Genomic DNA, 24,267 nt, shown 5'->3' on the forward strand with positions numbered 1-24,267 from the left:
GCTGACGACGCCGGGTCTCGATACGCCCCTGCGGGGCTACTCGACCAGCATGCAGTTGCGCCCCCGCGGAGCTGCTCGGCCGGCACGGCCTCCGGCACGGCCTCCGGCACGGTCAGAGGATGCCGAGCTCGGTCAGCTGCTCGGAGATGCCGGCGCCGTCCGGGGCGTAGACCCACGGGGTGCCGCTCGTCTCCGAGAGGTCGGCCGCCTTCGAGCGGCCGCCGGCGAGCACCGCCTCGCCGTTGGAGAGCTGGCGGATCGCGATCGCCGCGACCTTCTCGGGGTGCTCGTGCGCGAAGTCGGAGTAGATCTCCTCGTCGTGCTGCCCGTCGTCGCCGACCAGCAGCCAGCGGACGTCCGGGAACTCCATGGCGAGGCGGCGGAGGTTCTCCTCCTTGTGCTGCTTGCCGCTGCGGAACCAGCGGTCGTGCGTCGGCCCCCAGTCGGTCAGGAGCAGCGCGCCCGCCGGGTAGAGGTGCCGCGACAGGAACCGCGTCAGCGCCGGCGCCACGTTCCAGGCGCCGGTGGAGAGGTAGATGACGGGCGAGCCCTGATTCTGGCGGGAGAAGCGGTCGAGGAAGACGGCCATCCCCGGCGTGGGCATCCGCGCGTGCTCGTCGAGCACGAAGGTGTTCCAGGCGGCGACGAAGGGCCGGGGGAGCGCCGTGACCATGACCGTGTCGTCGACGTCGGACACGACGCCGATCCTCGCCTCCGGCCGCACGATGAAGACGGGGGCCTCGACCGGCGCGCCGCCCTCGACGGTGAGGGTGATGCGGTGCCAGCCCGGCTCGAGCGTGATCGGGATGTCGGTGTCGATCACGCCGCCGCGGTCCGCGACCATCCGGTGGCTCTGCCCGTCGACCGAGACCGAGACGACCGCGCCGCTGATGTAGAGGCTCGTGAAGCTGCGCCAGCCGCGGACGCTCTCCACGGGCTGGACTTCCTGCGCCCCGGGCGGGGTGGGCCGGGTGTAGAGGACGCGCGCGAGCACGCGGAGCTGCTCGGTGGTGCCGTAGCCGGTGTAGGGGATGATCCGCGGCACGTAGCCCTTGCGCGTCACCCGGCGCATGCGCAGCGCGTGGATCCGGTCCTCGATGCGTGCGGCGCGGTGCAGGACCTCGGCCGCCCCGGCGCTCATCGGTTTGCTCTCGGGCGTCAGCGGCATCCGCCCAGTGTGCCAGACGGCCCCGGCAGCCGGACGCCCCCGTCCGGCGGGCGCCGCGCTGCGCCGGAGGAGGGACGCCGGTCCGACTCAGTCCTCGACGGGCTCGATCAGCTCCGGCCCGTTGCTGCCCACCGTGCCGACCGCGGCGCCGACGCGGTGCACGTCGAGCTCCTCGGCCAGCTCGGCCGCGCCGTCGGACGCCGCGCGCAGCAGCGAGCCGTCGCCCGGGGTGAGCGGGTCGAGCCAGTCCTCGATCAGCTCCGGCTGCAGCAGCACGGGCATCCGCTCGTGCACCTCGGCTGACGCGCCCGCGGACGGGCGCGTCAGGATCGTCGCCGACAGCAGCCACGGCGCCCCGGGCTCCGCCGAGCGCCACCACTCGTACAGCCCGGCGAACAGCACGAGTGCCCCGCCGCCCGGGGAGACGAACACGGGTGCCTTCGCGCCGTCGGCGCCGACCCGCCACTCGTACCAGCCTGAGGCCGGCACGATCGCCCGTCGCGCGGCGAAGGACTCGCGGAAGGAGGGCTTCTCGGCGACCGACTCGATCCGCGCGTTGAAGAGCGGCGCACCGGACGGATCCGCGGCCGAGCGGGGCACCAGGCCCCAGCGCGCGCCGGCCAGGCGGCGGCGCGGTGGCTCGCCCTCCTCCACGCCCTTCATCGACTCCGCGACGACGGCGATCCGCTGCGTCGGCGCGATGTTCCAGGACGGGCCCGGAAGATCCGCGCCGGGCTCGTCGATGTCGAAGAGCGCGACCAGGTCGGCGCTGGTCTGCGAGAGGACGAAGCGTCCGCACATGGGTCCTCCTGGGGTGCCGCTGCGCGCCCACCCTACGCGGGGCGAAGAAAGCGAGAGACATTCGGTGATTCGACGCGGACGGCACGTCCGCGTGCGTACGATTGTAGAAACCGATACCGAAGGAGCTTCGCCGTGCCGCTTGGAAACCTCGTCGATCGACCTTTCGGAGAGTCGCCTCAGGTCCGCAACGAGCCCGTCCAGGTCCGCAGCGCGGCCCGGCTGGCCTCCCTCCTCGACGCCGCCGCGGCCGTGGTCGACGAGGTCGGCTTCGACCGCCTGACCACCGCGATGGTGGCCGAGCGCGCGGGCGCCGCGATCGGCACCGTCTACCGCTACTTCCCCGACCGCATCGCCGTGCTCCAGGCGCTGCGCGAGCGCGCGCTCGAGCGCTTCCGCAAGAAGGTCATCACCGACATCCGCGAGAAGCACCCGGCGGACTGGTGGGGCGCCGTCGACTGCGCGGTCGACGCGTTCTGCGACATGCACCGCACCGAGGCCGGCTTCCGCTCGATCCGCTTCGTCGACACGATCCACGCCCCCGAGGTCGCGGGGGAGGCGTTCGAGGCCGGCTTCTTCGCCCGCCGCTTCGCCGAGATCCTCGCCTCCGAGTACGGCCTGCCCGGGGGCGCTCAGCTGTCGTTCCGCCTCGAGGTCGTGATCGAGGTCGCGGACGCCATGCTCACCCGCGCCTTCCTCATCGACCCGGCCGGCGACCAGCGCTTCATCGACGAGGCCCGGGTGCTGCTGCGCAACTACCTCTCGATGCACTACGGGCCGATCGAGGCCTGACCGCGACGGCCGCCGGCGGCCTAGCTCTTTCCGCGCTCCGGTGCAACACTGCGCCATCCGGGTTGGCACGCGTCTCCGAATGATGTTTTGCTGATCGCCAGGTTCTGACCGGGACCACGGGACAGGGAAGAGCAGGACCGTGATCGAATTCCGCGGAGTGAGCAAGCAGTATCCGGACGGCACGCGGGCGGTGGACGACTTCTCGCTCGTGCTGCCCTCCCGGCAGACGACCGTCTTCGTCGGCTCGTCCGGCTGCGGCAAGACGACGATCCTGCGGATGATCAACCGCATGATCGAGCCGACCGGCGGCACGATCGAGATCGACGGCGAGGACATCTCCACGCTCCCGGCCGTCTCCCTCCGCCGCCGCATCGGCTACGTCATGCAGAACTCGGGCCTCCTGCCGCACCGCCGGGTGATCGACAACATCGCCACGGTGCCGCGCCTCAACGGCGTCGCGAAGAAGCCCGCCCACGACCGCGCGCTCGAGCTGATGGACACCGTCGGCCTCGACCGCTCCCTCGCCACCCGGTACCCCAGCCAGCTCTCCGGCGGTCAGCAGCAGCGCGTCGGCGTCGCGCGCGGTCTCGCCGTCGACCCCAACATCCTGCTGATGGACGAGCCGTTCGGCGCCGTCGATCCGCTCGTGCGCGCCGACCTCCAGCGCGAGACGCTCCGCCTGCAGCGCGAGCTCGACAAGACGGTCGTCTTCGTCACCCACGACATCGACGAGGCCTTCCTGCTCGGCGATCAGGTCGTCATCCTCGAGAAGGGCGGCCGGATCGCGCAGAAGGGCTCGCCCGCCGAGATCCTCGCGAACCCGGCCAGCGAGTTCGTCGCCGGCTTCGTCGGCGCAGACCGCGGCAAGCGCTCGCTCTCGATCGAGGAGCGCGACGGCGCCCGGATCGTCGTCGACGGCGACGGGCGGCCGACCGGCGTCCTGCGCGCGCAGGACGGCGTCGACGCGTGAACTGGGTCGTCAACAACACCGATCAGATCCTCGCGAACCTGCTGGCGCACCTCGCGCTCTCGGTCCCGCCGATCCTGCTCAGCTTCGTGATCTCGCTGCCGTTCGGCTGGGTCGCCAACCGCTACCGCTGGAGCCGCGGCACGCTGCTCACCGGGCTCGGCGTGCTCTACGCGATCCCGTCGCTGGCGATGTTCATCCTGCTGCCCGCGCTGCTCGGCATCCCGCTGCGCTCCACCGCGAACGTCATCATCGGCCTCACGCTCTACGGCATCGCGCTGATGGTGCGGACCACCTCCGACGCGCTCTCCGCGGTATCGGAGGACGTGACCCAGTCGGCCACGGCGATGGGCTACTCCGCCTGGGCCCGGTTCTGGAAGGTCGAGTTCCCGCTCGCCGGTCCCGTCCTGCTCTCGGGTCTGCGCGTGGTCACGGTGAGCACGGTCAGCCTGGTGACGGTCGGCGCGGTGCTGGGCATCCAGAGTCTCGGCCTGCTCTTCACCGACGGCTTCCAGCGCGGCATCCAGGGCGAGATCATCACCGGCATCGTGCTCACGATCGTGCTGGCCCTCGTGCTCGACGGGCTCCTCGTCCTGCTCGGGCGCCTGCTGATGCCGTGGACCACCCTCGACCGGAGCCGCTCCCGCCGCAGGAGCGCCGCGAGCGCGAAGGCGGTGACCGCGTGAACCTCATCGCCCAGGCCTTCGCCTGGATCGGCGACCCGACGCACTGGGAGGGCATCTACGGCATCCCGACCCGCGTCGCGCAGCACCTCGGCATCAGCCTCATCGTGCTGGTGATCGCCGCGGCCATCGCCATCCCGCTCGGCTACCTCATCGGCCACACCGGCAAGGGCAAGGGCATCGCGGTGCCCGTCGCCGGCGGCCTCCGCGCGCTGCCCACCCTGGGCGTCCTGGTGCTCGCGGCGATGAGCCTCGGTCTCGGCCTGGGCGCGCCGCTGATCGCACTGGTGATCCTGGCGATCCCGTCGATCCTCGCGGGCGCCTACTCCGGGCTCGAGGCGGTCGACCGCCGCACCGTCGACGCCGCGCGCTCCGTCGGCATGACGGAGTGGCAGATCCTGGCGAAGGTCGAGATCCCGCTCGGCCTGCCGCTGCTGATCGGCGGTCTGCGCGTCGCGGCCCTGCAGATCATCGCCACGGCGACGCTCGCCGACTACATCGGCGCCGGCGGCCTCGGCCGCTACATCTTCCAGGGCGTGAAGGCGGGCGACTACCCGCAGATGCTCGCGGGATCGATCATCGTGATCGTGCTCACGCTGCTCAGCGAGGTGCTGTTCGCGGTCCTCCAGCGGATCGCCGTGCCCCGCGGAGTCGTGCTCGGTCTCGGCCGCGCCACGACCGAGCGCTCAGGTTTCCGCGCGTCGTCACTCCGACGCCGCGCGGTGGTGGGAATCCCCATCGACGAAGGGAAATAAGAGATGTTCACAGCAACCAAGAAGGGCCGTGTCGTTCTCAGCGCACTCGCGGTCGGCGCCGTGGTGGCGCTGGCAGGGTGCTCGTCCAGCGATCCGCTCGACGAAGGATCGGGAGCGACCGCCGGCGGCGACACCATCGTCATCGGCTCGCAGGACTACTACTCGAACGAGATCATCGCCGAGATCTACGCGCAGGCCCTCGAGGACGGGGGGATGACCGTGCAGCGCGACTTCCGCATCGGTCAGCGCGAGATCTACCTGCCCGAGATCGAGAGCGGCTCGATCGACGTGTTCCCCGAGTACGGCGGCAGCCTCCTGCAGGCGCTGGAGCCGGACACGACCGCGACCACGGCCGACGACGTCTATTCGGCGCTCACCGACGCCCTGCCCGACGGACTGCGCGCGCTCGACGCCGCGGACGCGAGCGACCAGAACTCCTACACGGTCACCCAGGCCTTCGCCGACCAGTGGAACCTGACCGACATCGCCTCGCTGAAGAACGTCACCGATCCGATCGTGCTCGGCGGCAACTCCGAGCTGCAGACCCGTCCCTACGGGCCCGACGCTCTGCAGTCGAAGTACGGCATCACCACGACGTTCCAGGCGATCGAGGACAGCGGCGGATCGACGACCGTCGACGCGCTGGCCAGCAACCAGATCCAGATGGCGAACATCTACACCGCCGACCCGAACATCGAGTCGAACGATCTGCTGCCCCTCGCCGACCCCGACGGCCTGTTCGTCGCGGACAACGTGGTGCCCATCGTCTCCGACAAGGTCGACGACGACGCCGCCGAGATCATCAACGGGGTCAGCGCGAAGCTGACCGCCGACGACCTCGTCGCGCTGAACTCCGAGAGCGTCAACGAGCAGAAGTCGGCCGCGGCCATCGCGACCGAGTGGCTCACCTCGGCAGGCCTGATCGGCTGACCCGACCCGCTCACGCCCGGAGGCGCGTCACTCGTCGAGGTGACGCGCCTCTGCGCGTGAGAGGAGCTTCTTGACCCCGATGACGACCAGCACGAAGACCACGATCGCCCCGACGAAGAGGTAGCCCGCGTAGTGCAGGCTGTCCGACAGCTCGCGGTAGCCGCCCGCCGCGGCGGCCCCGACGCCGACGTAGGCGAACGACCAGAGGATGCACGCGGGCGTCGTCCAGGCCATGAAGGTCCGGTAGCTCATGCCGCTCATCCCGACGGTGAGCGGGATGAGGGAGTGCAGCACCGGGAGGAAGCGCGAGAGGAAGACGGCGATGCCGCCGCGGCGCGCGAGGTAGCGCTCGGCCCGCAGCCAGTTCTTCTCGCCGAGGCGGCGACCGAGGCGGGAGCCGCGGATCCGCGGTCCGAACCAGCGGCCCAGGTAGAAGCCGACCGATTCGCCGCAGAGCGCCCCGATGATCACGGCGATCGCGAGGGCGACGAACTGCAGGGGGGACGTCACGCCGGTCGCGCTGACGATCACGACGGTGTCGCCCGGCACGATCAGCCCGGCGAGGATCGTCGTCTCGAAGAAGACGGCGAGGCCGGCCAGCAGCGTCCGCCAGACGGGCGGCACGCTCACGACGAAGGCGAGGATGCCGGTCAGAGCGTCGTTCACGGCCGCGTGCGCTCCGGCATCTCAGCGGACCCGCTTGAGCAGCGACCAGAAGGTCTCGACGATCGAGCCCATGTCGACCCGGTCGTCGAGCAGCCACTGCACCTGCAGGCCGTCGGAGAGCGCGGTGATCATCTTCGCCGCGAGCTCGGGGTCGATGTCGGCCGCGATGAGCCCCTCGCTCTGGTCCTCGCGGACGCGGGCGGCGAAGACCTCGTTGACCGTCCGGTAGCGCTCGATGAAGAACTCGTGCGCGGGGTGCGACTCGTCGGTCGCATCGGCGGAGAGCGTCGCGTAGAGGTGGACGAGACCGGGCACCTCGCTGTTGTGGCGGATCAGCTTCACGACCTGCTCGATCGCCTGATCGCCCTTCCGCTCCAGGTCGTAGACGGCGCGGTCGGTGTCGTCGCGCTTGCGGAGGACCTCGGCGAAGAGCTCCTCCTTCGAGTCGAAGTAGTGCAGGAGCCCCGCCTGCGTCAGGCCGACCTCCTCCGAGATCTCGCGCAGCGAGGCCTTGCGGTACCCCTGCCGCGAGAACACCTCCAGGGCGGTCTGCAGAATCTCCTCGCGCTTCGCGACACCCTTGGCGTAGCTCCCCTTGCTCGGCATCCCTCGATCGTAGGGGGCGCGGCCGAGCGGGAGCCGCGAGCGTCGCGCGGTGACGGCGCACGATCTCTCAGTGCGGACGCGGGACGCCGGAGCAGCTGTGAAAGACCTGTGAAGATGCGAGCTCGACAGCGCGAAGCGGGGTCGCGAGCGATCGCTCGCCGTCGAGAGGTCCGTCGCCGACCCTCTGACGGACGCGGGCGCTGCTCGACCGGACCCACGGGAGGAGATCTCTCGACGTCTAGACGCTCTGTCTCGACGTCGAGACGTCACTGACGCGCGGGTCGGCGGTGGGCGGCTCGGACCGTCCCGGAAGGGTGTCGCCGGGGGCCCCGCGGGAGGCGCACATCCGCCCCAGTACTGGGATCCGAGGGCATCGCGCCCCTTTGGTCGACCTAGGCTCGGAGCCGTGAACGAACTCCTGGACCCGCTCCTCCTGTCGCGCTGGCAGTTCGGCCTGACGACGATCTACCACTTCCTCTTCGTGCCGCTCACCATCGGCATGGCGCTCACGGTGGCGATCTTCCAGACCTGCTGGGTGCGCACCGGCCGCGTGCACTACCTGCAGCTGACGAAGTTCTTCGGCAAGATCTTCCTGATCAACTTCGCGATGGGCGTGGTCACCGGCATCGTCCAGGAGTTCCAGTTCGGGATGAACTGGAGCGACTACTCCCGCTTCGTCGGCGACGTGTTCGGCGCCCCGCTCGCCTTCGAGGGCCTGCTCGCGTTCTTCCTCGAAGCGACGTTCATCGGCCTCTGGATCTTCGGCTGGGACAAGCTCCCGGCGAAGCTGCACCTCGCGACGATCTGGCTGACCACGCTCGGCACGACGCTCTCGGCCTACTTCATCATCGCCGCGAACGCCTTCATGCAGAACCCGGTCGGCTTCCGGATCAACGAGGCCAAGGGCCGCGCCGAGCTCACCGACATCTGGGCCCTGCTGACCAACAAGGTCGCGCTCGCCGCGTTCCCGCACACGATCTTCGCCTGCTTCATGGTCTCGGCCGCGGTGATCGTCAGCGTCGCCGCCTACCACCTCTCGCGGAACCAGCACCTCGAGACGATGCGCCCGGCGCTGAAGTTCGGCGCCTGGATGATGCTGGTCAGCGGCGGCCTCACCCTCTTCACCGGCGACTCGCTCGGCCTCGCGATGGTCGACACGCAGCCGATGAAGATGGCGGCCGCGGAGGCGCTGTACAAGACGTCCACCGGCGTCGACGCCTCGTTCTCGGTCTTCACCTGGGGCACCCCCGACGGCTCGAGCGAGCTCTTCTCGATCCGCATCCCCTACCTGCTCTCCTTCCTCTCGACGCACACCTTCACCGGCACCGTCGAGGGCATCAACGACCTGCAGGCGCAGTACAGCGCGGTCTACGGACCGGGCGACTACACGCCGATCATCTGGGTCACCTACTGGTCGTTCCGATGGATGATTGCGCTCGGCGTCCTCGCCATCGGCGTCGCCGCCGCCGGCCTCTGGTTCACCCGCAAGGGCCGCCGGCCGAAGCAGTGGATGTGGAAGATCGCGATCTGGGCGGCACCGCTGCCGCTGATGGCGATGATCGTCGGCTGGGTCTTCACCGAGATGGGCCGCCAGCCCTGGCTGGTCTTCGGCCTGCTGAAGACCGCGGACGGCGTCTCGCCCGGGGTCAGCGGCCTCGAGGTGCTGATCTCGCTGATCGCCTTCACCGCGATCTACGGCACCCTCGCGGTCGTCGAGTTCCGGTTGATCAAGCGGGCGGCCCAGGCCGGCCCCGACGACGCCCCCGAGATCGACGAGGAGAGCGGTCGCCCGCAGCTCGTCGGCACCGTCTACTGAGAAGGGCACTGCGCACATGGATCTCGGATCGCTCGATCTCGCCACGCTCTGGTTCTGGATCGTCGCCGTCTTCTTCATCGGCTACTTCGTCCTCGACGGCTTCGACTTCGGCGTCGGGATGTCGCTGCCGTTCCTCGGCCGCGACGACACCGACCGCCGCGTCCTGATCAACACGATCGGGCCGGTCTGGGACCTCAATGAAACCTGGGTCATCGTCGCGGGCGCTGCGATGTTCGCCGCCTTCCCCGAGTGGTACGCGACGCTCTTCAGCGGCTTCTACCTGCCGCTGCTGCTGATCCTGCTGGCGCTGATCGCCCGCGGCGTCTCCTTCGAGTACCGGCACCAGCGTCCGGAGGCCGCCTGGAAGAAGCGGTTCGACACGATGATCGTGATCGGCTCGGCCGTGCCCGCGTTCCTCTGGGGCGTCGCTTTCGCGAACATCGTGCAGGGCGTGCCGCTGGACGCGGACCACAACTACATCGGAACGGTCTTCGATCTGCTGAACCCGTACGCGCTGCTCGGCGGCGCGACGACGCTCCTGCTCTTCTTCACCCACGGCGTCGTGTTCGTCTCGCTGAAGACCGACGGCGAGATCCGCGAGCGCGCGCGCCGGCTGGCGACGCGGGCGGGGCTGGTGACCGTCGCGGTCGCCGCGGTGTTCCTCGGCTGGACGAACCTGGCGCAGGGGAGCGGTCCGTCCTGGCTGCTGTCGATCGCCGCGGCGACCGCCCTGGTGCTCGCCTGGCTCGCGAACGTCCGCGGGCGGGAGGGCCGTGCCTTCGCCCTGCTGGCCGGCACGATCGGCCTCGCGGTGCTCGCGCTGTTCACCACGCTCTTCCCGGCGGTGATGCCCGCCTCGAACGACATCGCCAACAGCCTGACCATCGAGAACGCCTCGAGCACGCCCTATACCCTGACGGTGATGAGCTGGACGGCGCTGGTCTTCGTCCCGCTCATCGTGGGCTACCAGGCCTGGACCTACTGGATCTTCCGCAAGCGCATCACCCGGAGCCACATCCCGGTCGACGCGCACTGACCGATCGCGACCGTGAAGCCCCTCGACCCCCGACTGCTCCGCTACGCCCGCTCCGCACGGCTGTTCCTCGTGCTCGGCGGGGCGCTCGCGCTGGCCCGCACGGCGACCGCGGTCGCGTTCGCGTGGCTGGTGGCGCAGCTCGTCGCCGGGGCGGTCGACGGGCGATCGGCGACCGACCTGGCGCCGTCACTCGCGGCGCTGCTGGGCGTCGTCGCGGTGCGCGCGGTGCTGGCCTGGGCCGTCGAGGTGAACGCCGCCCGGGGCGGCGCCGGCGCGAAGGCGCAGCTGCGGTCGGCGGTCCTCGCCGCGCTGGTCGCGCTCGGGCCGGCCGGCCGGACGGGTGGTTCGGGCGGGGTCGTCGCGCTGCTCGGCGGCGGGCTCGACGCGCTCGACGGCTACTTCGCCCGATACCTGCCGCAGCTGATCGCCACCGCGATCACCACGCCGATCCTGACAGTCGTGGTCTTCCTCGCGGATCCGCTCAGCGCGCTCTTCCTCGTGGTGACGCTGCCGCTGATCCCGGTCTTCATGATCCTCATCGGTTGGGCGACCCAGGCGGTGCAGAAGCGGCAGTGGAGCCGCCTGCAGGCGCTGGCCTCCGGCTTCGTCGACACGGTCGGCGGACTGGCCACGCTGAAGATCTTCGGACGGGCGGAGCGGCAGAGCGCCCGCATCCGCGCGCTGACCGAGGACTACCGCGTGCACACCATGAAGGTGCTGCGGGTGACCTTCGTCAGCAGCTTCGTCCTCGAGCTGGCCGGTTCGCTCTCGGTCGCGCTCGTCGCGGTGTCGATCGGGCTGCGGCTGGTCGACGGCTCGCTCGGGCTCGCGATCGGACTCTTCGTGCTGGTGCTGGCGCCGGACGTGTTCCTGCCGGTCCGCCAGGTCGGCGCCGAGTTCCACGCGGCGGCCGACGGCGTGCAGGCGGCGGACGAGGCCTTCGCGATCATCGAGGCGGCGGCGACCGTCCCCGGGCGAACCGCGGTGCCCGGCCGCTCGGGAGCGCTCGAGCTGCGCGGTCTCGCGGTGGACGACGGTGCGGGCCGCGTGCTCGCGCCCGTCGACGCCGTCCTGCCCGCCGGCTCGATCACGGCGCTGACCGGGCCCAGCGGATCCGGGAAGTCGACCCTCCTCGCCGCCCTCGCCGGCTTCGCTCCCGCGACCGGCTCGATCGCCCTCGGCGGGGTCGCCGTCGACGAGTCGACCGGCCGCGACTGGCTCGCCTGGTCGGGGCAGCGGCCCGATCTGCTGCCCGGGACCGTCGGCTCGAACGTCGCGCTCGGCGCGCGCTCGCCCGACCCGGAGCGCGTCCTGCGGGCGCTGGCTGTCGCGGGTGCCGACCTCGACCCCGGCCGGCGGATCGACGCGGACGGCAGCGGACTGTCCGGTGGGCAGGCGGCGCGCGTCGCCGTGGCGCGTGCCGTGCACCGCGTCCTCGAGCGCGGCTGCACCGTATTGGCCCTCGACGAGCCGACCGCCGCGCTCGACGAGGAGTCGGAGCGCGCGCTGCTCGCCGGGCTCCGCTTCCTCGCCGACCAGGGCGTGATCGTGCTCGTCGCCACGCACCGCCCGGCGACGATCGCCGCCGCCGACGCCGTGCTGGCGCTCGCCCCCGCCGAGGCGGTGCTCCGGTGAACCGCACCGATGTGCTGCGGGCGGCGATGCCGACGCCGCGGCGCTTCCTCCCCGGACTCTCCTTCGGGCTGCTGTCGTCCGCGTCGGTCGTCGCCCTTCTCGCCTGCTCGGCCTGGCTGATCGTGCGGGCGGCCGAGCAGCCGCCGATCCTCTTCCTCTCGATGGCCGTCGTCGGCGTGCGCGCCTTCGCGCTCTCGCGGGCGTTCTTCCGCTACCTCGAGCGCCTCTCCGGGCACGACGCAGCGTTCCGCGCGCTGGCCGAGTTGCGCGCCGGCGTCTACGACCGGCTGGTCCCCGTGGCGCCGGACGGGCTCGGTCGGGTCCGGCGCGGAGATCTCGTCTCGCGGGTGGTCGCCGACGTCGACGCCCAGCAGGACGTGCCGCTGCGCATCGTGCAGCCGCTGGTCGTCGCCGCCGTGGTCTCCGCCGCCGCGGTGGTGGGCGTCTGGCTCCTGCTGCCCGCGATGGGCGCCGTGCTGCTCGGTCTGCTCGTGCTCGCGTTCGTCGGCGGAGCCCTCGGCTCGGGGCTGGTCTCGGCGCGCGCCGACCGCGAGCTGGCGCCGCTGCGCGGCGAGCTGGCCGAGCGCCTGAACCTGCTGGTCACCCGGCTCGACGTGCTGATCGCCTTCGACGCGGCCGACGACGCGATCGACGACGTCGCGCAGGCGGAGGCGGCGCTCACCCGGGCCGCCCGCCGGCGCGCGGCGTCGACCGGGCTCGCCGCCGCCGTCCTCGCCCTGTGCTCCGGCGGTGCGGTCTGGGCGGGTCTCGCGCTCGGGATCCCCGCGGTCGGCGAGCTCGGCGGCCCCGCGCTCGGGGTGCTCGCCCTGGTGCCGCTCGCCGTGTTCGAGGTCGCGGCCGCCGCTCCGCTGGCGGTGCAGAGCGCGCGCTCGGCGCTCTCGAGTGCGCAGCGGCTCGCGGACCTCGACGCGCAGGCCGCGTCGCCGGCGCTGGCGACCGACGCCGACGTCGATCCGTCGGCCGCCGTCCCGCTCGGCCGCGACATCGTCCTCCGCGACCTCTCGGTCTCCTGGCCCGGAGCCGCGACGCCCGCGCTCCGCGACGTCTCGCTCGAGCTCCGCGCCGGCGAGCGGATCCTCGTCACCGGCGGCAGCGGCTCGGGCAAGACGACGCTCGCGCACGCGCTCGTCCGCTTCCTCGACCACACGGGCTCCTACCGGATCGGCGGAGTGGAGGCCCGGACGCTCCCGCAGGACGAGCTGCGGCGCCTCATCGGTCTCGTCGAGCAGCAGCCCTACCTCTTCGACGACACCATTCGGCAGAACCTGCTCTTCGCCCGGCCCGAGGCCGACGACGCGGTGCTGACCGCCGTCCTCGAGCGGGTGGGCCTCGCCTCCTGGACCGCGGCCCGCGGCGGTCTCGACGCCCGGGTCGGCGAGCGCGGCTCGCTCGTCTCGGGCGGTCAGGCGCAGCGTCTGGCGCTCGCCCGCGCCCTGCTCGCCGACTTCGACGTGCTGGCGCTCGACGAGCCCACCGCCTCGGTGGACGCGCCGGTGGCCGACGCCCTGCTCGCCGACCTGCTGCATGCCGCCTCAGGCCGCACGGTCGTGCTGATCGCGCACCGCGTCCCCGCGTCCCTCGCCTTCGACCGGCGGATCACGGTCGTGGACGGCACCGCGCGCTGACTCCTGACAGAGCGGATCCCCGAGCCGAGAGGACGGCCCGGGGATCCGGCTCCGTGCGGGTGCAGGGGTATCAGCGGCTCGACCAGCTCGCCCGTCCGCGCCCGTCGTACTGCACCAGGTTGCCGTCGTCCTGCATCACCAGGCGGAACGGCGGCACGGCGGGGCCGACGTTGACGAAGTACCGCGGGAGGACGGTCCAGCTCACGCCGCCCCGGCTGGAGACCGACATGAAGCCGTCGTCCTCGAGGGAGAGGACCGCGCCGGGAGTGGGGTTCCCCGTGGACCAGATCGCGCCGGCCGGTCCGTAGACGACGAAGTTGCCGTCGGCCTGCATCACCGCGCGGTAGGCACCGTTGCCGGAGCGGAGTCCCTCGCCCGGATAGAGCGCGGCCGGAGCGAACAGCGTGCTGTTCGGGAAGGCGGTCCGGCTGCTCCAGAGCGGGGCGTCCTCGAGACTGTAGAGGACGAGCCGGCCCGCGTTGTCGAGGTTCATCCGCACCCCGGAGCCGCTGGTGCCGGTGAACCACTTCACCGAGCCGTCCGCGCCGTAGATCACGGCATTGCCGTCCTCCTGCAGCACGAAGCGGTTCCCGTCGCCGGAGGTGCCGGTGCTCCAGGTCACGCCGTTCGGTCCGTAGCCGACGAAGTTGCCGTCGCCCTGCATCACGGCGGTGAAGCGGCCGTCGCCGGAGGTCAGCCGCTGACCGGCGCGCAGTGTCTCGGTGGGGTAGAGCGAGTCGGTCGGCGGCGCCGCGATCGTCGTGCCGATGCTGCTCGCCCACGCGGGGGCGCCGTTGGCACGGCTGACGACGAGGTTGCCGTCGTTCTGGATCCGGACGCTCGCGCCGGTCTCGTCACCCGTTCCGGTGAACCAGACGGGCCGCCCGTCCGCGGCGTAGATCACGAGGTTGCCGTCGGCCTGCATCACCAGGCGATCTCCTCGACCCTGGGTGCCGGTGCTGAAGGTGGCACGCCCGCTCGCGTCGTAGGTGACGGCGTTGCCGTCGGTCTGCAGCACGAACCGGTAGCCGCCGCCGACCGAGACGATGCTCTCGCCGCGCGCGAGCTGCTCCCCGCTGACGAGGGCGTCGGTGAAGACGTTCGCGGCGGTCGCGACCGCGGTCGTGACGGGCCCGGAGCCGGCAGCCAGGGCGGGGGGCGCTCCGAGGAGCAGGGCGCCCGCGGTCGCGAGCACCACCGCCCCGGAGAGGAGTGTGCGGGCGGGGTGGCGAGGCGTCATCGCGGGTCCTTCGAGCGGATCGGTGGGCAGTTCTCCCGCATGCTCCCATGCCGCTCGCCCGCGCCACGCCGCCGGAACGCGGTCGTGACCGAGTGGTGATCCGGCCCTGTCAATCCGCCGGCCGGACCCGTCTCTCGGCCTCGGCGAGCGTCCCGCCCTCGGCGGCCCACCGGTCGAGCACACCGTCGACGCGGGCCCGCGCGGATCCGCTGCTGCTCGCGCGCAGTGGAAGGATCACGTCGCGGGCGAGCGGTGCCGTCAGCTCCTCGACCCGTGCATCGCGGACGAAGCCCTCGAGCCGGGTCAGGTCGGAGGCGCGCAGGATCGCCGCCCGCGACTGCAGCAGGACGATCGCCGCGAGCCGGGCCTCGAAGACGGGCGGCGCCCACAGCTCCGAGGACAGCGCCGTGACGTCGTCGTGCTCGAGCCCGCGGAACTTCTTCAGCGCGTCCCGCACCGTGCCGCGGACCGCTCCGACGGAGGCACCGGTGGAGTCGAGTCCCGCGCCGAGCCGCTCGCGCACGTCCTGCGCCCGCCAGACGTCGCCCTCGTACTCGAGCGCCGTGCGGATGAAGTCGCCGGCGTCGCTCACCCCTCCATCATGCGACCCGCGGGGGAGCAGCGACGAACCGTGCGCCGCTGCGGGCCGCGCGCCGGAGGTGGCGGTCCGCCCTTCGAGTCGGGTCCTGCAGTGCGGGAACGCCGACGGCCCGGCCCGTGCAGGGGATGCACGAACCGGGCCGTCGGTGCGGGTCCGCGGGAGGGCGGGACCCGATCAGAGGAGCGTCGAGTCGACCGCGCTCAGCGGCTCGCCCACACCGCCTGGTCGCGTCCGTCGTACTCGACGAGGTTGCCGTCGTCCTGCATGACGATGCGGAACGGGGCGACCGCGCCGGCGCGGGGCGTGACTGTCCAGGTGCCGATGCCGTCGCCGCGGACGACGGCCATGAAGCCGTCCTCGTACAGGTTGAACGAGCTGCCCGCGCCGGACGTGCCCGTCGACCAGATCGGGCCGGAGCGGCCGTAGACCACGAAGTTGCCGTCGCCCTGCATCACGGCGCGGTAGACGCCGCTGGCCGAGCGGAGCAGGCTGCCGGCGGCGAGCCCGTTCTCGGCGTAGAGGCTCGAGCCGGGCAGCTGCGCCTGGCTGGTCCAGAGCACGTTGTCCGCCTGGTCGACGATGATCAGCGAGCCGGCGTTGTTGATGCCGAGGCGCAGGTCGCTGCCGCGGGTGCCGGAGGACCACTGGACGGAGTTGTCGGGACCGTAGATCACGGCGTTGCCGTCGGTCTGCAGGACCAGGCGGTTGCCGGCGCCGCGGGTGCCGGTGTTCCAGACGACGCCCTGCGGGCCGTAGCCGACGAAGTTGCCGTCGGTCTGCATCACGGCGCGGAAGCGGCCGTCGGCCGAGGTGAGCTGGCGTCCGCCGCGGAGGGTCTGGCCGGTGAAGAGGGTGTCGGTCGCCGGCTCGGCGATCCTCCCGTTCACGCTGCTCGCCCAGGCGGGGGAGCCGTTCTCGCGCGAGACGACGAGATTGCCGTCCTCCTGGATGATCAGGTAGGCGCCGGGCTCGTCGTTGGTGCCGGTGCTCCAGACGGGGCGGTTCTCCGCGGAGTAGATCACGACGTTGCCGTCGGTCTGCATCGCGAGGTGATCGCCCCGGCCGGTGGTGCCGGTCGCGAAGACGACGCGGCCGTCGGGCGCGTAGGTGACGGCGTTTCCGTCGGTCTGCATCACGAACTCGTAGGCGGGGCCGGGGTTGTCGGAGACGATGCTCTCGCCGCGGGCGAGCTCCTCGCCGCCCTCCAGCGCGTTGTAGTAGGCGCCGGCGGCGCGGGACTGCTGATCGGCGTTCGTCTGCAGCGCAGGCGCCGAGTCGGAGGAGGAGGAGAGCGTCTGCTGCACCGCCTCCTCGGCGAGCGCGGGCGTCGCGGTGAAGAGGAGGGCTCCGGTCGCGACGAGCGCGACGAGCCCGGAGCCGACGAATCGGGAGAGCCCGGTGGAGCGGGAGTCTCCGGTGGAGCGGGAGGAAGAGGGAGGCGTCATCGCAGATCTTTCTCGAGAGGTCGGCATCGCCGAGCGGATCCTCGAATGCTCGCACGCGCCGGCGACATCGGGCGTGCGCTCAGGACGCCGTGTCCCGGTGGCGCGTGCGTCGGCGCCGCCGAAGCGCTCGCTCGCCGGTGGCCCGGACCTCGGGCCTTCACGACGGCGGCCCGGTCCGTGCGGGAGGCGCACGACCGGGCCGTCGGTGCAGGGCGGACCGCCTCGGCGGAGCCCGCTGGTCGATGCCGTCAGCGGCTGGACCAGACGACGTGGCCCTGTCCGTCGTACTCGACGAGCTTCCCGTCGTTCCCCAGCACGAAGTGGAACGGCCCGGTCGCGCCGGAGGCGGAGCGGTTCGCCCAGACCACGGTGTCACTCCAGTCGTAGATCGACGCGACGCCGTTCTCGGCGACGTACAGCCCATTGGCGATGCCGTGAGTCCCGGTCTGCCAGTTGAGACCCGTCGGGCCGTGGACGACGAGGTTCCCGTCGGACTGCATCACCGCCAGGTACAGACCGTCGTCCGAGCGCAGCACGTCACCGGTCGAGAGGTGGTTCGGGGCGTACAGGACCGACCCCGGCAGCTGGGACTGGCTGTCCCAGCCCAGGTCGCCCTCGTCATCGACGATCGTGAGCACTCCGCTGTCGTCGAGCTCGACGGCGAGGTTCTCGACGTTGGAGTCGGTCGACCACGCGGCGGTGCCGGACGACCACTCGACCGAGCCGTCGGTGCCGAGGACGACGGCGTCGCCGTCGTCCTGCATGACGAAGCGGTTGCCGGCGCCGCGGGTGCCGGTGTGCCAGATCATTCCGTCGGGTCCGTCGCCGACGAGATCGCCGTCGGTCTGCATGACCGCGTGGAAGAGCCCGTTCTTCGACGTGAGCTGGTCACCCGGTGCGAGGGTGCCGCCGGTGGGGAGGGTGTCGTGCGGCGGTGCGGCCGTCGTCCCGGCACCGTCCGACCGGGCGGGAGTGCCGTTCTGCGAAGCTGCTGCGCCGACGGCGCTCTGAGCGAGGGCGGGTGTCGTGCCGAGGAGCAGGGCTCCCGCCGCGACGAGCGCGACGAGGACGGAGGCGAGGGAGCGTGGATGTGATGTGGACGTCATGGCAGTTCCTTCTCGAGAGATGGGCACCGCCGTCGACGAGGCGGCATCGCCGAACGGTCTTCCTCCCACCGAAGCACTGCCGTCGGACTTCCACGAGGTCTGGCGCGGGGCGCGGGGTCGCTGTCGCGTCGTCCCGCTTGTGCGCTCGCGGAGACACTGCGCAGCTCCGGACCGCCGCGGGAGCACGCCGACGGCCCGACATATGCAGCGGGTGCATGTGCCGGGCCGTCGGGAGGCGTCATCGCGCCCGCGGGCGCTTCGACGTCGGCGCCGTCAGCGGCTGGACCAGACGGCCCGACCCTGTCCGTCGTACTCGACGAGGTTGCCGTCGCTCTGCATCACGAGGCGGAACGGGCCGACCGCACCGGAGGCCGGGCGGGACGTCCACGTCACTGCGCCGCTCGCGGTCTCGATCGTCGCGACGCCGTTCTCGGAGAGGACGAGCGTGCTGTCGATGCCGGCGGTGTGGCTCTGCCAGATCGCGCCCTTCGGGCCGTAGACGACGAAGTTCCCGTCGACTTGCATCACCGATCGGTGGGCGCCGTCGCCCGAGCGCAGCAGGTTCCCGACCTCGAGGACGTTCGGAGCGTACGCCACCGACCCTGGCAGGGCGACCTGGCTGTCCCATTCGACCGCTCCGCCGGGATCGACGATCCTCAGTACTCCGCTGTCGTCGAGCGTGACGGCGAAACCTTCACCGCTGGTACCGGACGCCCACCTGACCGAGCCGTCGGCGCCGTAGACGACCGCGTTTCCGTCGTCCTGGATGACGAAGCGGCTGCCGATGCCGCGGGTGCCGGTGCTCCAGATCGCTCCGGAGGGCCCGTAGCCGACGAGGTTGCCGTCGCGCTGCATGACGGCACGGAACAGCCCGTTCTCGGAGGTGAGCTGGTGCCCGTACGAGAGGGTCTGACCTGTGTCGAGGGTGTCGTGCGGCGGCTCGGCGATCTTCCCTGCGCTGGCGGACCAGGCCGGGGTGCCGTCCTGGCGGTAGAGGACGAGGTCGCCGTTCTCGCCGAGCACGAGGTGCGCGCCCGGCTCGCCATCGGTTCCGGAGCTCCAGATCGGGCGCTCGTCAGCGGCCCTGACCACCAGGTTCCCGTCCCTCTGGAGAAAGAGGTAGTTCTCCTGGAGTGTCGGCCCGATGTAGGTGGTGTTGAAGGTCTGGGTACTGAACAGAACCTTCCCGTCGCCTGTGCGGAGGACCGCGTTGCCATCGAGCTGCATGCTGAAGACGTAGCTTCCGGGGAGATCGGACTGGAGGCGACTGTCATCCCCCGGCCGATCGGAGTTCAAAGTGCCACCGCTGAGCAGGGCGTTGTAGTAGGGGTTCAGGGAACGTGGATCGGGCCAAGGCCTGAGTGCCGGTGTCGTAGGGCTCCACTGCGACGACGAGGCGGAGTCGGACGAGGCGTCCACGGCGAGGGCGGGCGTTCCGCCCAGAAGCAGGGCCCCGGCTGCGACGAGTGCGACGAGCCCGGAGGCTCGGCGTCGTGGGTGGGTGACGGATGTTATGGCAGTTCCTTCTCGAGAGATCGGCACCGCCGCTGACGAGGCGGCGTCGCCGAGCGGTCTTCCTCTCCACCGAAGCACTCGCGCTCGACCCCGACACCACTTGGCGTTCGATATGGGCTCTCTGTCGCGTGGTCCCGTTCCCGGCCCTTCCGAACGGCATCGGAAGTCGTAGCGCAAGCTCCTCACGCGCTTCTCCGAGGGAACGACGACGGCCCGGCTCGTGCAGGGCGTGCACGTGCCGGGCCGTCGGGAGCAGGGGTCACGGCAGCCGCCAGTGCCTCGGACGGGAGGTGGTCAGCGGCTGGACCAGACGGCCCGGCCCTGCCCGTCGTACTCGACGAGGTTGCCGTCGCTCTGCATCACGAGGCGGAACGGGCCGGTGCCGCCGGAGGGCTTCGCCGTCCAGGTGACGGAGCCGTCGGCGGTCACGACCTGCAGAGCGCCGTCCTTCGTGAACTCGAGGGAGCTGCCCGCGCCGGAGGTGGCGGTCTGCCAGACGGCTCCCTGAGGGCCGTAGACGACCACGTTGCCGTCCGCCTGCATGACGACGCGGTACTGGAGGCTCTCGGACCGGAGGATCTCGTCGGTCTTCAGGGTGTTGGGCGCGTACATGCTCGGGCCGGGCAGCTCGGACTGGCTCGACCACACGACGGCATCGGCCTCGTTGTCCATGCTCAGCACACCGTTGTCACCGAGAGTCACCGTGTCGACGTCGCCGGAACCTTCGGGAAGACTGATCCACTTGACCTGCTCATCGGCGTCGATGATCGTTGCGAAGCCCTCGTCCACGACGAACGTGTTGTCCGAGCCGCGGGTGCCGGTGCTCCACAGGGCTCCGTCCGGGCCGTAGCCGACGAAGTTGCCGTCGCGCTGCATCACCGCGCGGAAGAGGCCGTTCTTCGAGGTGAGCTGGTGGCCCCGGTGGAGTTCGTCACCGTCGGAGAGGCTGCTGAACGGCGGCTCGGGGATCGTCCGGTTCACGCTGCTCGCCCAGGCCGGGGTGTCGTCCTCGCGGTACAGGACGAGGTTGCCGTCCCCCTGGATGACGAGGTGCGAGTCCGGTTCGTTGTCGGTCCCGGTGTTCCAGAGCGGGCGGTCCTGGTCGGAGTAGATCACCACGTTGCCGTCGTCCTGCAGGACGAGGCGACTGCCGCGCCCCGTGGTGCCCGTGTTGAAGAGGGCATGACCGACGGCGTCGTAGACGACGGCGTTCCCGTCGTCCTGCATCCGGAAGGTGTGACCGCCGGTGGCACTGTCGGAGGCGAGGAAGTCGCCCGGGAGTAGCTCGTCACCGGCATCGAGAGTGTCATCGGCGGACTCGTGAGGATCGATCGGGGGGTCGGTGACCACCGGGGAGGCTTTCGCGGACACGGCGCTGTGCGCGGTCTCGGCGAGGGCAGGTGTTCCGGTGAGGAGCAGGGCTCCGGTCGCGACGAGCGCGACGAGCCCTGAGGCGCGGGGGCGTGGAGAGGTGTGAGGTGTCATCGCAGTTCCTTCTCGAGAGATGAACCGTCGAGACGAGAGCGGCGCCGGACGGACTGCTTCGAGGCTGACACGCAGGGATCGTCGTAGCCTCCGCCGGACGCGCAGTGAACGGCCCGTGGCGCGTCGCTCGCGCTGAGCGCGGATCCGCTCCTCCGCGGCGTCCCGAGAGTCAGGGGAGGGGACGGCGGAGAGCGTCGAGTCGCTTGCGCCAGGCGTCGAGCCGGCCCGGTACTGCGGCGAGCGCCGGTCCGTCGACCCAGCCCGTGGCCAGGCGCAGGCCGTGCAGGGCGTTCGCCGTCCAGACCTCGTGGCCGTCGAGGTCGGCGGGCTCTGCCGGGGCCTCGATGACGTCGACGCCCAGTGCTCCTGCGAGTACCGAGACCGTGCGGGCCGTGACGCTCAGGACCCGGCGGCTGCTCGCGGGCGGGACGACCAGCGCGTCGCCGAGCCACCACAGCACGGCGCTCGATGCGCCGTCGATGACCGCGCCGTCGGCTCCGAGGATCACGGCCTCGTCCGCGCCCGCGGCGCGAGCACGCGAGCGCGCGAGCGCAGGAGCGCGGGTCGAGCGATGTCGGGTCCCTTGCGCTCCGGGGTGCGCCGCGGATCCACGGGACTGGTCCACAGGACGACGGTGCGGCCGCGCGGCGGGGCGGGGCGGAGGCGCAGGCGCAGTCCCTCCGCGGTCAGCACGACCCGTCGGGGCGGTCAGCGGCTGAACCAGACGGCTCGGCCCTGTCCGTCGTACTCGACGAGGTTGCCGTCGCTCTGCATGACCAGGCGGAACGGGGCGGCTCCGCCGGCGGCCGGCCTCGCCGACCAGGTCACGGCGCCGTTGCCGGCGACGACCTGGGCGGTGCCGTCCTTCGAGAACTCGAACGAGCTGTCGACGCCGGAGGTGGCCGTCTGCCAGATCGCTCCGGTGGGGCCGTAGACGACGACGTTGCCGTCACGCTGCATCACAGCACGGTATCTCCCGTCGTCGGAGCGCAGGTGGTCGTCGATCTCGAGCGTGTTCGGGGCGTACATGCTCGAGCCGGGAAGCCCGGACTGACTCGTCCAGAGGATCGCGTCGTCCTGATCGAGGACGGTCAGCACGCCGCTGTCGTCGAGGGTGACGCGGTGGACCCCGCCCCCGTTTCAGCCACCCACTTCCGTGTCCCGTCTTTGCGCTCGACTGTGACGCTGTCCGGCCTCACGGCTAGCCAGTTGTCGATTCCACGAGTCCCCGTGTTCCAGACGACACCCCCGGGGCAGTAGCCGACGAGGTTGCCGTCGCGCTGCATCACGGCCCGGAAGAGACCGTTCGGTGAGGTGAGCTGATGGCCACCGCCGAGCACGTCGAGCTGGAGAAGGGTGCTGAACGGAGGCTCGGCGATCCGGCCGTTGACACTGCTCGCCCAGGCGGGCGAGGTCTCCGGGCTCACGCTGAAGTAGAGGTAAGCGCGGTAGAGGACGAGGTTGCCGTCTCCCTGGATGACGAGGTGCGAGGGCGGGTCTTCGTCCGTTCCCGTGCTCCAGAGCGGGCGGCCGTCGACGGAATAGATCACGACGTTGCCGTCCTCCTGCAGGACGAGGTGATTACCGCGCCCCGTGGTGCCGGTGCTGAAGACGGCATGGCCGGCGGCGTCATAGGTCACGGCGTTGCCGTCGTCCTGCATTCGGAAGGTGTAGCCGCCTCCCGACGGGCTCGAGGCGATGGACTGGCCGGCAAGGAGCTGCTGGCCGGGTTTCAGTGCGTCGGAGGACGACGCGCGGGCGGCGGCGGCGGAGACGCTCGAGGGCGCGGCACTGAGACCGCCCTGAGCGAGGGCGGATGTCGCGCTGAACAGCGGGGCACCGGTCGCGACGAGCGCGACGAGTCCAGAGGCGAGCGAGCGTGGGGAGGTGTGAGGTGTCATGACTGGTCCTTCTCGAGAGGGTGAACCGTCGGTGCGAAGGCGGCGTCGCCGAGCGGTCTTCCCTTCCACCAAACCACTCACGCTCGAGCCGCTCAGTCTTCGGCGTGCAGTGCGGCCTCGTTGTCGCGTGCCGGACAGAGCCCGCCACGCGTGTCCGACCTCCCTCGGTACGTCTGCGCGGTGACGACCACGGCCCGGCTCGTGCAGGGCGTGCACGTGCCGGGCCGTCGGGAGCAGGGGTCAGGGCATCCGCCAGTGCCTCGGACGGGAGGCGGTCAGCGGCTGGACCAGATCGCGTGGTGGTGGGCGTCGTACTCGACGAGGTTGCCGTCGCTCTGCATGACGAGGCGGAACGGGGCGGTGCCGCCCGCGGGCGTCGCCGTCCAGGTGACAGCGCCGTTGCCGGCCACGACCTGCGCCGTCCCGTCCTTCGAGAACTCGAACGAGCTCTCGACGCCGGAGGTGCCGGTCTGCCAGACCGCCCCCGTCGGGCCGTACACGACGAAGTTGCCGTCACCCTGCATCACGGCGCGGTAGCGGCCGTCGTCGGAGCGGAGGAGGTCGTCGACCTCGAGGGTGTTGGGGGCGTACAGCTGAGCGCCGGGCAGCCCGGACTGGCTCGACCACAGGACGGCGCCGTCCTCATCGAGAGCGGTCAGGACACCCCTGTCGTCGAGCGTGAGGGAGGTGGCCTCACCCCCGGTGTCGGCCGCCCACCTGATCCCCCCGTCCGCGCCGATGATCACGGCGTAACCGTCGTCGGAGACGAGGAGCTGGTTGTCCGTGCCGACGGTGCCGGTGTTCCAGACGACGCCGTCCGGGCCGTAGCCGACGAGGTTGCCGTCGCGCTGCATGACCGCACGGAAGAGTCCGTTCGGCGAGGTGAGCTGGTGCCCTCGGGAGAGCGCGTCGTCCACGTAGAGGGTGCTGAACGGCGGCTGGGGGATCCTGCGGTTCACGCTGCTCGCCCAGGCCGGCGAGCCGTCTTCCCGGTAGACGACGAGATTGCCGTCCGCCTGGATGATCAGAGACGCGTCCGTCTCGTTGTCCGTCCCGGTGCTCCAGAGCGCTCGGCCGTCGGCGGAGTAGATGACGACGTTGCCGTCCTCCTGCATCACGAGGCGGTTGCCGCGCCCCGAGGTGACGGTGCTGAAGAGGGCGTGGCCGACTCCGTCGTAGACCACGGCGTTGCCGTCGTCCTGCATCCGGAAGGTGTAGCCGCCTCCCGACGGGCTCGAGGCGATGGACTGGCCGGCGAGGAGCTGCTGGCCGGGATTCAGTGCGTCGGGGGCCGACGCGCGGGCGGTGGAGACGCTCGAGGACGCGGTGCTGAGACCGCCCTGAGCGAGGGCCGGTGTCGCGCTGAAGAGCAGGGCCCCGGTCGCGACCAGCGCGACGAGTCCTGAGGCGAGCGGGCGTGGGGAGGTGTGTGGTGTCATGGCAGTTCCTTCTCGAGAGATGGGCGCCGTCGGGGTG

General features: G+C 71.4%; 23 protein-coding genes. 9 read left to right on the forward strand and 14 right to left on the reverse strand.

Annotated elements, in window-relative coordinates; translation table 11 throughout:
* Nucleotides 1–112 precede the first annotated feature (112 nt).
* Entirely contained in the window at nucleotides 113–1,141 is a 1,029-nt protein-coding gene (locus MT350_RS05050; protein WP_243615494.1) for an App1 family protein, read from the reverse strand.
* A gap of 114 nt (nucleotides 1,142–1,255) precedes the next feature.
* Complete coding sequence (locus MT350_RS05055) at nucleotides 1,256–1,969, reverse strand: SOS response-associated peptidase (protein WP_243615495.1); 714 nt, start codon at nucleotides 1,967–1,969, stop codon at nucleotides 1,256–1,258.
* 132 nt (nucleotides 1,970–2,101) lie between these two features.
* On the opposite strand from MT350_RS05055, the gene MT350_RS05060 reads away from it, so the two are divergent.
* The 5 genes from MT350_RS05060 (at nucleotide 2,102) to MT350_RS05080 (ending at nucleotide 6,093) form a co-directional block, all read left to right on the forward strand.
* Entirely contained in the window at nucleotides 2,102–2,758 is a 657-nt protein-coding gene (locus MT350_RS05060) for a TetR family transcriptional regulator (protein WP_133961754.1), read from the forward strand.
* Between the two features lie 139 nt (nucleotides 2,759–2,897).
* The gene (locus tag MT350_RS05065; RefSeq protein WP_243599022.1) at nucleotides 2,898–3,728 is read left to right on the forward strand and encodes an ABC transporter ATP-binding protein; all 831 of its coding nucleotides are present in this window, start codon (nucleotides 2,898–2,900) and stop codon (nucleotides 3,726–3,728) included.
* The gene (locus MT350_RS05070) at nucleotides 3,725–4,411 is read left to right on the forward strand and encodes an ABC transporter permease (RefSeq protein WP_123445590.1); all 687 of its coding nucleotides are present in this window, start codon (nucleotides 3,725–3,727) and stop codon (nucleotides 4,409–4,411) included. Before MT350_RS05065 ends, MT350_RS05070 begins: the two co-directional genes overlap by 4 nt.
* Complete coding sequence (locus MT350_RS05075; RefSeq protein WP_243599023.1) at nucleotides 4,408–5,163, forward strand: ABC transporter permease; 756 nt, start codon at nucleotides 4,408–4,410, stop codon at nucleotides 5,161–5,163. Before MT350_RS05070 ends, MT350_RS05075 begins: the two co-directional genes overlap by 4 nt.
* Before the next feature lie 3 nt (nucleotides 5,164–5,166).
* Nucleotides 5,167–6,093: an ABC transporter substrate-binding protein gene (locus MT350_RS05080; RefSeq protein ID WP_243599024.1), complete on the forward strand. Its 927-nt coding sequence runs from the start codon at nucleotides 5,167–5,169 to the stop codon at nucleotides 6,091–6,093.
* Nucleotides 6,094–6,120: 27 nt separating this feature from the next.
* Here the strand turns inward: MT350_RS05080 and MT350_RS05085 are convergent, their stop codons facing one another.
* Together MT350_RS05085 and MT350_RS05090 are read right to left on the reverse strand one after the other, a co-directional pair.
* Nucleotides 6,121–6,759: a DedA family protein gene (locus tag MT350_RS05085; protein WP_123445593.1), complete on the reverse strand. Its 639-nt coding sequence runs from the start codon at nucleotides 6,757–6,759 to the stop codon at nucleotides 6,121–6,123.
* 21 nt (nucleotides 6,760–6,780) lie between these two features.
* Nucleotides 6,781–7,365, reverse strand: a complete 585-nt coding sequence (locus MT350_RS05090) for a TetR/AcrR family transcriptional regulator (protein ID WP_243599025.1) — start codon at nucleotides 7,363–7,365, stop codon at nucleotides 6,781–6,783.
* Nucleotides 7,366–7,771: 406 nt separating this feature from the next.
* On the opposite strand from MT350_RS05090, the gene MT350_RS05095 reads away from it, so the two are divergent.
* The 4 genes from MT350_RS05095 to cydC are packed head-to-tail and all read left to right on the forward strand — an operon-like array spanning nucleotide 7,772 to nucleotide 13,498.
* Complete coding sequence (locus MT350_RS05095; protein WP_243615496.1) at nucleotides 7,772–9,181, forward strand: cytochrome ubiquinol oxidase subunit I; 1,410 nt, start codon at nucleotides 7,772–7,774, stop codon at nucleotides 9,179–9,181.
* Nucleotides 9,182–9,197: 16 nt separating this feature from the next.
* Nucleotides 9,198–10,217, forward strand: coding sequence for a cytochrome d ubiquinol oxidase subunit II (gene cydB / locus MT350_RS05100; protein ID WP_243615497.1), 1,020 nt, complete (start codon nucleotides 9,198–9,200; stop codon nucleotides 10,215–10,217).
* Between the two features lie 12 nt (nucleotides 10,218–10,229).
* A complete protein-coding gene (gene cydD, locus MT350_RS05105; RefSeq protein ID WP_243599028.1) occupies nucleotides 10,230–11,852 on the forward strand; it encodes a thiol reductant ABC exporter subunit CydD in 1,623 nt (540 codons plus the stop codon).
* Complete coding sequence (cydC, locus tag MT350_RS05110) at nucleotides 11,849–13,498, forward strand: thiol reductant ABC exporter subunit CydC (RefSeq protein WP_308197313.1); 1,650 nt, start codon at nucleotides 11,849–11,851, stop codon at nucleotides 13,496–13,498. Before cydD ends, cydC begins: the two co-directional genes overlap by 4 nt.
* A 70-nt stretch (nucleotides 13,499–13,568) precedes the next feature.
* Here the strand turns inward: cydC and MT350_RS05115 are convergent, their stop codons facing one another.
* From MT350_RS05115 to MT350_RS05160, 10 genes are all read right to left on the reverse strand, one after another.
* Nucleotides 13,569–14,738 (reverse strand): hypothetical protein, encoded by a 1,170-nt coding sequence (locus MT350_RS05115; protein WP_243599029.1) that lies wholly within the window; start codon nucleotides 14,736–14,738, stop codon nucleotides 13,569–13,571.
* A gap of 109 nt (nucleotides 14,739–14,847) precedes the next feature.
* Nucleotides 14,848–15,330 (reverse strand): DNA alkylation repair protein, encoded by a 483-nt coding sequence (locus tag MT350_RS05120; protein WP_243599030.1) that lies wholly within the window; start codon nucleotides 15,328–15,330, stop codon nucleotides 14,848–14,850.
* 209 nt (nucleotides 15,331–15,539) lie between these two features.
* Nucleotides 15,540–16,784: a hypothetical protein gene (locus MT350_RS05125; protein ID WP_243615498.1), complete on the reverse strand. Its 1,245-nt coding sequence runs from the start codon at nucleotides 16,782–16,784 to the stop codon at nucleotides 15,540–15,542.
* A 248-nt stretch (nucleotides 16,785–17,032) separates the two neighbouring features.
* Nucleotides 17,033–17,890, reverse strand: a complete 858-nt coding sequence (locus tag MT350_RS05130) for a hypothetical protein (protein ID WP_243599032.1) — start codon at nucleotides 17,888–17,890, stop codon at nucleotides 17,033–17,035.
* A 273-nt stretch (nucleotides 17,891–18,163) separates the two neighbouring features.
* Nucleotides 18,164–19,117 (reverse strand): hypothetical protein, encoded by a 954-nt coding sequence (locus tag MT350_RS05135; protein ID WP_243599033.1) that lies wholly within the window; start codon nucleotides 19,115–19,117, stop codon nucleotides 18,164–18,166.
* 582 nt (nucleotides 19,118–19,699) lie between these two features.
* The gene (locus tag MT350_RS05140; protein WP_243599034.1) at nucleotides 19,700–20,890 is read right to left on the reverse strand and encodes a hypothetical protein; all 1,191 of its coding nucleotides are present in this window, start codon (nucleotides 20,888–20,890) and stop codon (nucleotides 19,700–19,702) included.
* A gap of 169 nt (nucleotides 20,891–21,059) precedes the next feature.
* Entirely contained in the window at nucleotides 21,060–21,713 is a 654-nt protein-coding gene (locus tag MT350_RS05145; protein WP_308197321.1) for an aminotransferase class IV, read from the reverse strand.
* Nucleotides 21,599–21,988, reverse strand: a complete 390-nt coding sequence (locus tag MT350_RS05150; protein WP_243599036.1) for a hypothetical protein — start codon at nucleotides 21,986–21,988, stop codon at nucleotides 21,599–21,601. Before MT350_RS05150 ends, MT350_RS05145 begins: the two co-directional genes overlap by 115 nt.
* A complete protein-coding gene (locus MT350_RS05155) occupies nucleotides 21,982–22,791 on the reverse strand; it encodes a hypothetical protein (RefSeq protein ID WP_243599037.1) in 810 nt (269 codons plus the stop codon). Before MT350_RS05155 ends, MT350_RS05150 begins: the two co-directional genes overlap by 7 nt.
* Before the next feature lie 275 nt (nucleotides 22,792–23,066).
* Nucleotides 23,067–24,230 carry a hypothetical protein gene (locus tag MT350_RS05160; RefSeq protein ID WP_243599038.1) on the reverse strand — a complete coding sequence of 388 codons (1,164 nt, stop codon included), beginning with the start codon at nucleotides 24,228–24,230 and terminating at the stop codon, nucleotides 23,067–23,069.
* Between the last annotated feature and the right edge of the window lie 37 nt (nucleotides 24,231–24,267).

Source organism: Rathayibacter sp. VKM Ac-2928 (genome assembly GCF_022815545.1).
Taxonomy (GTDB): Bacteria; Actinomycetota; Actinomycetes; order Actinomycetales; family Microbacteriaceae; genus Rathayibacter; species Rathayibacter festucae.